Source organism: Holospora elegans E1, from assembly GCF_000648275.1.
In the GTDB taxonomy this organism is placed as follows: domain Bacteria; phylum Pseudomonadota; class Alphaproteobacteria; order Holosporales; family Holosporaceae; genus Holospora; species Holospora undulata_A.
This window is the reverse complement of record NZ_BAUP01000142.1, coordinates 1-12,630: the sequence shown is the minus strand read 5'-3', so window position 1 is coordinate 12,630 and position 12,630 is coordinate 1. Positions and strand designations below refer to the sequence as shown.

Genomic DNA, 12,630 nt, shown 5'->3' with positions numbered 1-12,630 from the left:
ATAGTTCTTTTTTAGGCAATACAGAGCCGCCATGACGCCTTAAGCAACGATGAAGACTTGATTGGCTTAAATGTGGAATAGTTTCTTGTAAGCTATATAATACTTCATCCTCTTGAATGCAACACTTGCTTCTTCCTCAGACTCTGAAAGCACAGTAGATTTGATCTTTTTAAGACCGATAGGGAGATCTTTTGTATCTTCTCGATTCTTCCATTTGATAATTGTTTTTGGATTAACATTAAATCTTATAGCCGCTTTTGCTATGCTCTCTTCCCTATTGGATCTCTCTACGGAGTGTCTCAGTCGTTCTGGCATTTGCATGTAATACTTGTCCCATAAACTTTTCTTCCATGAATTATCGTCTTCATAATATACTCCATAATTCTCTGGGATCAAACAGTTTAGGAGCTACATATAAAAAAACTCTAAATCTCCCAAAAGCGGATCCAGAAAAAAGATCTACATTTTGCCAAAAAATTATGATATGCCCAGAACCCACAGTTATTCTGATAAGGAAAGACGGTACCATGGAAGTCATGATTGGGGGGACAAAAGGAAGAACAAATGTGATAAAGCCTTAATAGGTTCTGCTTTAGGTGCAGTAGGTTTGTTAACAGCCAATACTGAAGTTTTTACATCTTGGGTATAGCAGATTTTATTACCTAATCTACTTACAAAAAGTGTGAATGGACGATGCTTCTTTTCACAAAGGTATAGAAAAGCAGATAAATTATTGGAGAGCTCTGGCCATACATTACTGTACCTTGCCTTCTTATTCACCTGATTTGAATCCTATTGAGAAAAAGTAGGCTCAAGCTAAGCATATACGACGCACTAAAAATTGTTCGATTGATCAAATCTTCAATACGTAGTATCTGTGACTCTTTTATATGATCTTAGCTATCACATTATTAAAAGTTTTGTTAATACTTGTTGGAATAAAGTTTGTGTGGATATGTTTTTAATTAAAAACTATTGAACTTTTGTTAAATTTTTGTTAATATTAAAAAGAAAAAAAATATTTTTACGCGAATGAAAAAAAGATTTTTTCTGATTTGTATGACAAGTGTTTTTGGAAACTTTTTTATCCAGGGTATTGCTCAAAATGTTTACGCTGTTCCTTCACTTAATGGTGAGCTAAACAGATTTTATGCCTCTCTAACGGGTGCATTAACTTCTGGATCATCTCGTGTTAGCATTTCAGATGATCTTAAAAATTATTTTAATAATCCAGAAATCTTAGCCGACTACACTTCCCAGGCTTTAGCGCTGAAACAAACTTTAGAGACCGTTAGTTCAGAAAAATTGTTCGAAACTTTATTTTGTTTAGATGAAGGGACGTTAGCGTGCACTCTGAAAGTATTAGATCATGCCAAGGCGGAAATTTTAAATGACTCTTTAAAAGCTATTTCTCCAGAAAAGCTATTAAAAATATTGTTCGATTTGGAAGATAACAACGCTTTAGGGCGAGCTTTAAAAATTTTAAATCAAGCTAAACCGGGCGCTCTTAATAAATTATTTTCCGATGTATCGAAAAATTTTCATTTTGGTGGAAAAAAAGATTTCTCAGATCAAGACATTACTTGCCTAAGTAAAGCCTTGGTGGTGATGAATCGTGCGTCTAATTTGAACTTTGATATCGATGCAAATAAAGTGCGTGAAGTTTTGAACGATTTTGGAAAAAATGAGGATTCGTTAGAAACATTATTTTTTAAAATATTCAGAAATTTAACGTGGAATAAAGAAGCTTCGTATTGTTTTCATGTTGTATCCGTAGTAGAGCGTATCACTTCATTTGAAGATCAGTTAGGTTCAAAAAATAGAAATGAGCTTTCAAAAGCTTGCGTTGCGACTTTAAAAGACAAATTTTTGTTTTCTTTTTCAGAGTCTTTTAGAAAATTTTTAATTTCTAATCAAGAAAGTTTAGTTTGGATTTTCAATAATTCGATTTTAAATAGTTTTTTGGATAATGCATTTATTGTTCGAATCGTTAAGCAATTAAGTCCTTCAAGTCTTGCCCGAATTTTAGATTTTTCATTAAAAGACGATCAAGAAAGTTTTGCTCATCCAGAAATTTTTACTCATAGTTTTGATCGATTGATAAGCATCAGAGAAAGGAGGAGAAGTTTAAACGATTTCTTAGATAAATTTTTATCTAAAATTAATGAAGAGCTAGATCAATCGTTGCAAGGTGTCCAAAAAAAATTTATTCATCCAGAATTTTTTGCTCACATTTTTGATTACTTAACAAAAAATGAACAAAATCGAGAAAATTTAAATAATTTTTTAGATAAATTTTTATCTAAAATTAATGAAGAGCTAGATCATCCATTGCAAGGCGTTCAAAAGAACTTTGTTCATCCAGAAATTTTTTATCACATTTTTGATAGCTTTAAAAACATCGAAGGAAGGAGAGAAAGTTTAAACGATTTCTTAGATAAATTTTTATCTAAAATTGATGATGAACTTCATCACCCCTTGCAAGATGTCCAAAAGAATTTTATTCATCCAGAAATTTTTGCTCACATTTTTGATAGCTTGATAGAGTTGCAAGATAGTAAAAGAGAAGAAAGGGCGTGCAAGCTTTTGGATAAATTGTTCAGCAGAAAAGATTGTTGTGACATCCTCAAAGCTTTTCTCTATAAAAAAGGAGTTTTTGCTAAAATTTTGATGTGTTCGTCTGAATTATCAGATGCGCAAAGATTTTTTGATCATGCTTTAATGATTCTTACCAAAAATCCAGAAAATTTATTTAAAGAACTAGACTATATTCTTCAACGTCTAGATTTTGGTCTTCCAATTGGAAGATTTCATAGTTTTTTTGATGCGCTGATTACATCTGATCTTGAAGTTTTTTCTCACGTTTTTTCTATTCTTGAAAAAAATATTGATTGGAATAATCAAGATAAATTTTTATCTAAATTAATATCAATGAAAAGTGACAGATTCATCAATTATTTATTGACGTCATTATCAAAAAAGTATGAAAATGAATACGATTTTATTTTAGCTATTTTAACTGAAGACACTCAAAAAATTTCTGAAAATCTCCTTATTCAGAAAATTCTTAATAATTATCCAAAAACAATTGATGAAATTTTAAGTAAGGTTTTAAAAAATTTAGAAAAAGATCAATATAAGGCTTTACAAAATTTTGTAGCGTGTCGAGTACAGGGTGCGGATTTATTTTGTGAGAAAAATAAAATAAATATTAAATTGTCGAATGATAAAATAATCGTTTTAGATTTTGATGTTGATATGGATAATTTATTTAGAAATACTAATTTTCCTGAAAATATCCGTTTTAGCGCGTTTTGTAACTTTATTAAAGATACAATAAAAGGTTTGTCTCAACACGCAAAAATAGAAATTGTGCAACAAGCTTTACGTAAAGATTTATCAAATCAGGCTGAAATTGAAAGTAACTACATAGATATAGCTGCTTTTTATCTGAATCTAACAAATACTTCTTTTAAAGATCTTGATGAGGTATCAAAGCATATAATTAATCTAAATTTTCAAAAAACACGTCCAGAAAAAAAAATATTACTTTTAAATGCTAAAGAATATGACAAGGATCTTTATGATTCGTACAAAGAAATAATTCAAGAGATGTATCCTTTTGAGGATTTAAAGAGAGATAAAAATTCTAAAGAGAAAAAAGATGCATTAGTATTTTTTGATGAAAATTTTCAAGAAGAAGACAAGGTTGAATGTTTTGCGCGCTACCTTGATATTTTTTTTCCCGAAGACAAATCTCAATATCTGGAAGACTTAATAGACTTTAAGTTAGGAAATTTTAAAAAAGCAATTCATAGGGTGGGTAAACGTAGACTTAGAGCTTTAGAAAAAGAAAAAGAAAAACTAAATGAATTATTTACGAGTCAAAAAATAAATGCTCAAAAAATAGATTTTGCAGAAACAGTTAAGAATTTTATCGATGAAAAATTTTCTTCTGATTATTCAGCCTCATCAATTTCCTTATCCATTGATGAGATTATCAGTGAATCGTTGAGAAAAAATTATGGTATAAATAAGAAAAATTCAGCAATTGACTACCAGAAATTAAAGCAAGCGGTGCTGGCATTTAGTTTGTTCTATAACAGTTTTAGAGATCCAAGCTCTCGAAAAGAAGAGATTCAAGGGTTTTCGCAGAAGTTTGGATCCATTCTTTTTTTTATTGGAAAAGCGAAAAAATTTGAGAATACGACGAATAATGAATTTTTAAAATACTTAGATCAGCACAATCACATAAAAAAATCTGAATATAGTGCGAGCCCTTGTAGTCAAGGAGAAAAATTCTTCATTGATGGACTAGGAAGGACAAATTATGAAGCTTTGTTAGGAGAATTTAATGAAGCAGTGAAAAAACAAAAAATTGAAAAATTGTTGATAACACAAGAAAATAAAAAATTTATTTATACTGAAATAGCAGAATTTTTTATGCATTATTCTTCAAGAGAAGATAAAAAAAGTATAAAAAATACTAATAAAAAGTTTTTTGGAAACAGTTCATTTGAAGTTGTAGAGTATTTTATGGGAAATTTTACTCAAAAATGTCACGATGCTGGGCTTGAAGAAAGGGAAGTTTACTTTAAAGAATTTACAACTTCTTGTCTAAATGCGTTAGACGGTAAGGAAGTTGAGGTGAAATATGTTAGTAAAGAAAAATTTCCTTATTTTTTAAAGTTTTTAAGGAATGCTTCTAAAGGTCATATTGATCTGTATAAAGAAACTGAACAATACAAAAATGAGGTTTATTCAAGGCATCCTTACTTTTTGTTAAAGTACTTGTTTGAAGGGTTTGTTGTTGATGGTGCGAATGGAAAGGAAAGATGTCGTTTGGGCATGTTGGCGGATACTGCGCACTTCTTTTTGGCCATCAGTGATCATTCTATTGATGGATCTTTAGATGATATTCAAAAATCCATAATGAATCTTAGAGATTGTACAGAGCTGAAAAATGATAAGAACTATATGTTTCAGAAAAAAAACAAAAATCAGGACGATTAAAAGATATTGTGTGATTTATTTTGAAAACGCTGCACAAAGAAAAAAATGGGGAAGTCCGCAAAATACCTCCCCAAAGAAAATGATCTTTTTCTTAATATTTTTCAGACCTCTATTTTCAGCAGACTTTTAGAAGCTTTCAACTAAAGCTACTTTTTATTAGAATTGGTAAAAGGATGGCTTTTAAAAGTCTCTAAAAATGATTGTATGTAAAATTTGTGAATATTCGGATTACTTATAAAAGCGGTTTTTTTCCAGGGATTCAGCGGTACAAATGTAAAAAATGTGGAAAAAATTTCACGAGGTGTGCCCGAAAAGACAAGCTCAAAGCCTTCGTTTTATACGCAAGAGGTCTTTCAATGAAGCGAATTGCTCAGCATTTTGGTGTCGGCGCCACCGCTGTTTTGAAGGGGCGGGCACCTTATAATCAAAGCTATGCGCCAAAATTGAGCTATCTTCAGAAGACAAAGGTATTGTCAAGGAAGTTGACGAATTTTGGTATTATTTAAAAAAAGAAGCAAAAAAATTTGGATTTCTAAAGCTTGAATTTCTAAATCCTAGGATCGTGCAGGGCTCATCGATTGGGAATTTGGTGATCACTCCAAACATTCAAACGACTTTTTGAACGATTAAAAAAATAGAAAATTTTAATTTTATTGCGCAGATCATTGGGAAGGGGGTAACAAAATTATTCCAAGCACCTGCCTATTTCATGGAAAAGATAAAACCTTTTCCATTGAACAAAATAATGCTCGACATCGCCATTGGTTTGTAAAATTTCGTCGAAAACTCCTTGCAAACACACGATCATTTGACATGCTAGAGGTAACACTGCGTATTTTTTCGGCGCTTCACGTTAATAAAACTTTGAAAAGTAATTGTGCTATATTTGGTTAAAAGTTTCAAAATTATACACTATAAAATTACGCAAAAAACTTAGAACCTATCTTCACAGTTAATCCAACCGACGAATCAGTAGCATTGAATGGGGGATCATAACGTTGTGTTTTGTTGGTTGAACGCCTATTTCATACTCCTTGGCCAATCGCCTAAAATGATTTAGCCAAGCAAATATTCTCTCTATCCTCCATCTTTTCGCTAAAATTTCCCAGCTCGACGTAATACGTGCCGAAATCTCTACGGTCTTCTTCAATAAGTTTTGAACAAGCGCTTCGAACGTTTTACGATAACTTTTACGATAACCAGAATCTGCGCATACGCCTTGAAGCGATGGATTTTTACACCTGCCTAACCAAATGCCTGGCATCCCACAGCAGTGTGAACTTTCACATGAAAAATATGTTCTTGGGTATTCGTGACACTATGGCATTTACGCCTTTGACTTTTTTTCCCATCAATCCCTTGATTTACAGCTTTGTCCGTAGTTTTTGCACTTTGTAAGTCAATATTATCGGATTAGCATTTAGTCCATTGTTTATCCGGATTTTTTCCACAAGAGCTCTTATCATTTTCTTCCAAATTCTGCTTTGTCTTTCTTTCATGTAAAACCTGTACACACTTTTCTAGGAGGATATGCTTGCGGCAAAAAGCGCAAATAACAGCCCGTCTTTATGGGATAAAATACCACGTTAGTAACCGCTCTCTTGCGTTTTTTACCACAATTCACTGTATCACAATGAGGTTTTATTAAATCTCTATTTTGTGTGACTCAAATCTCTCGGATAGGGCATGTCATTTACCTCCTAACCAGGCCTTATATCAGATTCTATTTAAATTGTGAAGACAGGTTCTTAGAATTTTTTTCAATTTTATTCTCTGCTCCTTGAATAAATCGGAGAAAATTTCTTCTGTGAGTAAAAAGAATAATTCCGCCCACAATACATACTAAACAGAAAAAAAATGGATAACGAACACTTATACTTGCCCCTAGCAAAACAATCGCTGTAGAAATTATACTCGCAAGGAAAGCATATCGCGTAAATCGTGCAACGATAATCCAAAAAACCACAGATATTCCAACCCAAAGCGGGATAAAAGGAAACAAAACTCCTGCCCCAGTGGCTATTCCTTTTCCTCCCTTAAACCTCAAAAAACAAGACCAAACATGCCCAGACACACAGGCCAGCGCTATCCCCATAGCTAAAAAATAGGAATTAAAAACTTTTAGAGCAAAATACACAGGAAGCATGCCTTTTAATATATCCAGTATAGCTACCAAAACAGCACACTTCCACCCTACCGCTCTATAAACGTTAGTAGTTCCAGAATTTCCAGATCCTATACATCTTGGATCAATCCCTTCCAGTAAAACGGGAATAATAACTCCAAAAGGAACGCTTCCCACTACATATCCAAAAACAATCCACATTAAAAAAGAATAACTGAACAAAATCATATTTCTATCCCTTTAATTTTTTATCTGAAAAGAACTTCCGCAACTGCACTGTTCATCAGAATTTGGATTTAACACCACAAACTGACTCATCATAAGTGTTTCTTGGTAATCAATGGTGCTTCCTTGAATGTACTTCATAGAAAGAGCATCTGTCACTACACTAACGCCGTCTTGCGTTATTTGTATATCTTCAGGACTCGCTTTTGAATAAAAGCGCTCTAAAGAAAAGACGTATTTTAAGCCCGCGCAACCACCGCTTGAGACACGAATTCGCAACACCACAGAAACGTTTTCAACTTTTTCTAATTTTTTTAATTGTTCAACACTTTTATTCGTAAAAAATAATTTATTTATACCAGAACAGTTCATAATTTATTACTCTTGTGTCATCAGACACTACCCCCCTTTATAAAGGACCTTGTTAAACATTTTCCTCGATCAGAATTGTGACATAAGTAACATAATAAAGTCTAGAGGGAGCTCAGTGAACCGATTTCCTTAAAGCTTAATAGAAATATTAAATTCTTTGCACAAAACAAAAAACCATGCACAAACAACGTAAAGAAAGCAAAAAATTACCTCCTCAGCGCAGTTGAAAAATTTTTTCGACAATCCAATGAAAAGGAAGTAAAAATGCTCTTCTTTGGAATTCTTCGAATTTATAATCTATACACCTAATTGAAGTTTTTTTCCAAGATTCAAAAACTTTTCTTCTTTTTTACTTACTTCGAAAAATAAAAATCTGCTATTTTTTACGGCTTACTACCTTTATTCTTAACGTAATATCCAACATCGTAATATCCTGGATCACGCTCTTTTATCCATACCGCCATGTCTAGTAAGCCTTTTGCAAAAACAGAACGATCTAGCACTTGATGTGTGCAATGAATAACTTCGTCGTTTCCAGAAAAAATCAAAGAATTCAATATCATTCCAGATCCTGCGCGAATGCAGCTCCAATGAATTTTATTTTTTAACCAAGGACACGCAGATTCCAGGTGCTGTGTAAAACATAAAGCTGTACCAGAAGGCGCATCTTTTTTATTTTTATGATGATGCTCATGGACGTGCACGTCCCAGTCAGGACCAAGCGCTTGCGCCAACTGTGTGGCAGAATATAGAAAATTCCACAATGATTGGGCAGCGTTAGGTGCATAAAGAACGGAACAAAATCCAAGAATTCCACACACCATATGGTTTACATCTGATTCGTGTCCTGTGCTGCCTATAACTAAAGATTTTTTTAGCGATTTTTTAGAATATTCCCCATCTTCGTAACAAGCAAGTCCTTGCAGCAAAGACTGGGTTCCCTTGGCACCCGCTACATCAATAATGACATCAGATCCCTCAATAAAATCTTTCAAAGAAAGCGTTAGATCGCCCTCTTGCTTAAAATCTTTTATAAAAACTTCGCTAATGCCACTGTAATCTTTTGCAAGATCTACTATTGCTTTTCCTAACTTTCCTAATCCCCCAAAAACACCTAAGCGCATTCCAACTCCCTTTCTGATTCAAAAGAAATGCTAGTCCCAGTTTCTGGTTTTTCCCAAGACTTGTACACTTCACTTACTCCACCAATCATGATTTGAACAGCAAGCATAGCCAAGAACAATCCCACTAACTTCTTTATAATTTCTAAAATACTTTTTCCCAAAAATTTTAAGATTTGTGGTGCCATATACAAAAATGCAAAATTAACCCCTACTGTTATTGCTACCGCAAGAACAATTCCTAGCGTGTACCCTATGTGCGGTTTTGAAATCGTTCCCAAAGCGTCGGCGATGATGCACAAAGCCCCAGGACCAATGATAGTAGGAAAAGCTAAAGGAAAAACTGCCAATCGTAAAAGATCTGAAGATTCCTTGCAAACGCTATTGTCTTCCTGCGCACTTACTAACTCACAAGCGGTACGAAAAAGAAGAAAACCTCCAGCGATTCGAAGCGCAGAAACCGTTATGCCTGCCCCTTCTAGTACGCTCATTCCAAATATACCAAAAGCACACCCGATTCCCAAAGAAACTAAAGAAGCACGAACTGCAAGTTCTCTTTGCTGTTTTTGAGACGCTTCTCCAGACAAGCCTACAAACCCCGAAACAACAATAAAGGGATTAACAACAATTAATAGACTTGATACTAAAGAATAAAAAAAGTTTAGCTCTTCCATAAATCCTAAAAAGACTTATCACATTCTTTGGACTATCCTACACCGATTTTTTAAATTTGTCACTCCTTTAAAGAGACTACTTTTAAAAGTACTCTTACTACTAGCTAAAGTTACATAAAAAAGCCATGTACAACGAGCATAAATTAAGATAGAAAGTCTGTCAAAACTTGAAAAAAAGATGACATATTCAGTTCAATGCCTTAAAAAATTGCTAAAGCTGAAATCAGCTGATGAGAGTTTTATCAATTTAAAATAATATTTAATATGAATTTTTTATGTGATCTTGGCTTATTATGCTCACAGCATAGTCATTTAAATTCTCTTCGATTTCTATATACTTGCTTGATTGGTAAAAATATTTTTGATAAGATTGAGTTCAAAATGATTAAGAGCGTAGTGTGAATTCTATCGCTTCTTTATTTGATCGTATTGCTCCTATTTACGATCAAATGAATAAAATTATGAGTTTGGGACGAGACGATTATTGGAGAAGATTTCTAATTTCCTATATCCCTTGGAGTGCATATTCTGATTTTTCTGCCATCGATATGGCGTGTGGAACAGGGGCAATAACAGACTTTTTTCTACAAGAAGCAAAAATTCAGCAAAAATCTTGTGTTTGTTGGATGATAGATCCCAGCACGGAAATGTTAAAACGTGCCAAAGTACGCAAATATTCTATGATGCCTTGTACAAAATTACACTTTTTAAAAGGATATGCTGAATCTGTTCCTTTGCCTTCAAAAATGACCGAAGTGTATTTATGTGGATTTGGGGTGCGCAATATGGAAAATCGCTTTCTTGCTTTTCAAGAAGCGTTTCGTTTGTTAAAACCGAAGGGAATTTTACTGATGTTAGAATTTTCTTTTGAAGTTATACCAATTTTAGCTTGGGCATATCGGCGCTATCTGCTTTATGGTATTCCTTTTTTAGGCAAATGGATTGCAAAGGATTTTTCAGCATATCAATATCTATCCGATAGCATTTTAGAGTTTCCCTCATCGGGAATAATTTTAAAAGAGTGTTCCCAGGCCGGATTTGAAAATTCTCAGTGCATTCCCATGGAAGGAGGTATAGTCCAATTGTATTACGCCCAAAAGCCAAATGATTCTTTACAAATCCAAGAAATGGGCCAGAAAACAGTATGATTTTAGGGGAAATATATGAAATTTAAAAACATTCAGAGCAGAAAAATTCAAGGATTATTCGTGATTGGATTTTTAGGGCTTTGGGGAGGGCTGCTTAACAAAGTTGTGCGTACTTGGCCTCGTCTTTGGGGAAACGATTTAGGACTTTCCGTTCGAACCTTTGATATTTTAGCAGTCTTGGGAATATGTTACAGCTTAAAAATGTTTTGTGGACCTTTTTTTTCTTTGGCTTTGCCTTCTTGGATTCCGTTTAGCCCGAGAAGATTTTGGCTATCTATGCATTTAATAGCATTTAGTATTCTTCTTACAATTATTAGTTTTTGTTCTATGTTCTCTGGAATAGCATTTTTTGTTTGCACTGCTCTTTTATTCATGCTAGATGGAAATTATTCTATGATGGTTATTGCCTGTCAAAAGGATACGGGATTTGAAAATTTAAGAGGACTTCCAGAAAGTTTTTGTTTAAATGGGTATCGAGCAGGAATGACGCTGGCAGTTTCCGGAGCTTTGTTTTTCTCTCAATGCTCTTGGAGCTGGCCGATGTTGTACCATTACCTAGCAGGAGGGTGTTTAGTTGTAGCATTAAGCGTTTTATTTTTTCCTATGTTTAGTTCTTTAGATCTTGCGCCAATTCAGCCTTTTAAAGGAATCGGGTATAATTTTTTTTCTCCCATCAAAGAATTGTTGAAGCATCCTCAAATCCGTAAAATTTTTTTAATTTTAATGCTATATCGAGTAGCAGATCACTTATGGACTCCCAATCAGGAATTGTTTTTTTTACATATGGGGTTTTCCAAACAGCAATATAGTGTACAAGATTTCTGGAACTTTTGGGGAAGTTCTTTTGGAATTTTTGTTTCAGGGTACTGTATTCAAAAATTTTCTGTACTGCGTGTAATGCGTTGGGGAATGACAGGACAACTTCTGGTATTTGCTGGGTTGTTTTGGGGAAGTTTTGGAAACTCGTTGGGGATGTTATCTTGTTTATGTATTTTTCAGCGAATTCTCCTTAATTTTTCACTTACCAGTGTATTTGCTTTTCAAATCATGACAGTTAATTTGGGACAAGCCATAACTCAGCTTAGTATTTTTACCGCGTTAGCTCACTTTAATTCTCAGTTGGTAAGTTCTTGTTCAGGATGGCTTATTGTGCATGTTGGATGGAGTGGAATGATTTTTGCCAGTATGTTGGCGTGTGTTCCAGCACTAATTTATATGTTTTGTGTATCAAAAGATAAAAATTTTTTATAATTATCAAAAGATAAAAATTTTTTATAATTTTAAGGTCATGTTTTCAATTTAGTCAAAAGACCGTAGAAAAACAACTATTGAAGCCAAGTGGATAGTGGCCAGAAAATTTACAGACATTTTCTCATAGCGCGGAGTAATAGAGCATCATTGCTTTAGGTTTAGAAAAAAAATATCAATCAAATGACGAAAATTTATAAAGATATTTATAGCTAATCTACAATAATTTTCCTACAATTATCCATACTCCCCCTCACTTTTTTGAAGGGGCTTTTAAAGATCCAAAAGAGAGGCTATTTTATTAAAAATTAACAACAATGTTTAATGCAAATGAACCTTCGTACTTAGTATGATCGATCAGCGAAATGTTCAGCATCCTGCGCTGATCCATAAGATGAACGCTCCACCTTCAATAAAATCCAAGCTTGAACGCGTCAGGCGTTTTTTTAAAAGGACAAGTTAATTGATTCTGGACTCTTCTCAAAAGCCTTAATATCAAGCATTTGGGAGCAAGTTCCTAAAATGCATTTAATGCTCGATGGCACCAATTGGAAGGTTGGAACGCAGAATATCAATTGCCTCGTACTAGCTGTTAGAGTTGGAAAGATTGCATTTCCTTTGTTTTAGAGCATGCTTGATCACCAGGAAAATTCGCACACCCAAGCACGCATCAGTTTATTAAACCAATTTAAGGAAATCTTTGG

The 12,630-nt window shown here is 33.7% G+C and carries 11 protein-coding genes and 1 pseudogene; 6 read left to right on the top strand and 6 right to left on the bottom strand.

Translation table 11 applies throughout. The features are described from left to right. Positions 1–337: pseudogene (locus HE1_RS05765) on the bottom strand (IS481 family transposase); the annotation flags it as partial. 129 nt (positions 338–466) lie between these two features. Between HE1_RS05765 and HE1_RS09170 the strand changes: the two are divergent. The 4 genes from HE1_RS09170 to HE1_RS10110 all read left to right on the top strand — a co-directional run bounded on the left by HE1_RS09170 (position 467) and on the right by HE1_RS10110 (position 5,519). Next, positions 467–649 (top strand): hypothetical protein, encoded by a 183-nt coding sequence (locus tag HE1_RS09170; RefSeq protein WP_162531300.1) that lies wholly within the window; start codon positions 467–469, stop codon positions 647–649. Positions 650–686: 37 nt separating this feature from the next. Beyond that, complete coding sequence (locus HE1_RS10505) at positions 687–809, top strand: transposase (RefSeq protein ID WP_006292568.1); 123 nt, start codon at positions 687–689, stop codon at positions 807–809. A gap of 250 nt (positions 810–1,059) precedes the next feature. Beyond that, complete coding sequence (locus HE1_RS05755) at positions 1,060–5,013, top strand: hypothetical protein (RefSeq protein ID WP_162480441.1); 3,954 nt, start codon at positions 1,060–1,062, stop codon at positions 5,011–5,013. 215 nt (positions 5,014–5,228) lie between these two features. Then, the gene (locus HE1_RS10110; protein WP_035545645.1) at positions 5,229–5,519 is read left to right on the top strand and encodes a hypothetical protein; all 291 of its coding nucleotides are present in this window, start codon (positions 5,229–5,231) and stop codon (positions 5,517–5,519) included. Positions 5,520–5,965: 446 nt separating this feature from the next. Here the strand turns inward: HE1_RS10110 and HE1_RS07690 are convergent, their stop codons facing one another. The 5 genes from HE1_RS07690 to HE1_RS05725 all read right to left on the bottom strand — a co-directional run bounded on the left by HE1_RS07690 (position 5,966) and on the right by HE1_RS05725 (position 9,530). Further along, a complete protein-coding gene (locus HE1_RS07690) occupies positions 5,966–6,277 on the bottom strand; it encodes a transposase (protein ID WP_006290508.1) in 312 nt (103 codons plus the stop codon). 459 nt (positions 6,278–6,736) lie between these two features. After that, positions 6,737–7,366 (bottom strand): glycerol-3-phosphate 1-O-acyltransferase PlsY, encoded by a 630-nt coding sequence (plsY, locus tag HE1_RS05740; protein ID WP_006290506.1) that lies wholly within the window; start codon positions 7,364–7,366, stop codon positions 6,737–6,739. A gap of 12 nt (positions 7,367–7,378) precedes the next feature. Beyond that, the gene (locus tag HE1_RS05735; RefSeq protein ID WP_006290504.1) at positions 7,379–7,735 is read right to left on the bottom strand and encodes a HesB/IscA family protein; all 357 of its coding nucleotides are present in this window, start codon (positions 7,733–7,735) and stop codon (positions 7,379–7,381) included. 383 nt (positions 7,736–8,118) lie between these two features. Next, on the bottom strand, positions 8,119–8,859 hold the full coding sequence (locus HE1_RS05730; protein ID WP_006290502.1) for a dihydrodipicolinate reductase C-terminal domain-containing protein: 741 nt from the start codon (positions 8,857–8,859) through the stop codon (positions 8,119–8,121). Continuing rightward, positions 8,850–9,530 (bottom strand): MarC family protein, encoded by a 681-nt coding sequence (locus HE1_RS05725; RefSeq protein WP_035545643.1) that lies wholly within the window; start codon positions 9,528–9,530, stop codon positions 8,850–8,852. Before HE1_RS05725 ends, HE1_RS05730 begins: the two co-directional genes overlap by 10 nt. A gap of 398 nt (positions 9,531–9,928) precedes the next feature. Here HE1_RS05725 and HE1_RS05720 point away from each other — a divergent pair, with 398 nt between their 5' ends. Further along, positions 9,929–10,678, top strand: a complete 750-nt coding sequence (locus HE1_RS05720) for a ubiquinone/menaquinone biosynthesis methyltransferase (RefSeq protein ID WP_006290499.1) — start codon at positions 9,929–9,931, stop codon at positions 10,676–10,678. Between the two features lie 15 nt (positions 10,679–10,693). Further along, positions 10,694–11,929 carry an MFS transporter gene (locus tag HE1_RS05715; RefSeq protein WP_035545642.1) on the top strand — a complete coding sequence of 412 codons (1,236 nt, stop codon included), beginning with the start codon at positions 10,694–10,696 and terminating at the stop codon, positions 11,927–11,929. The last annotated feature ends 701 nt before the right edge of the window (positions 11,930–12,630 follow it).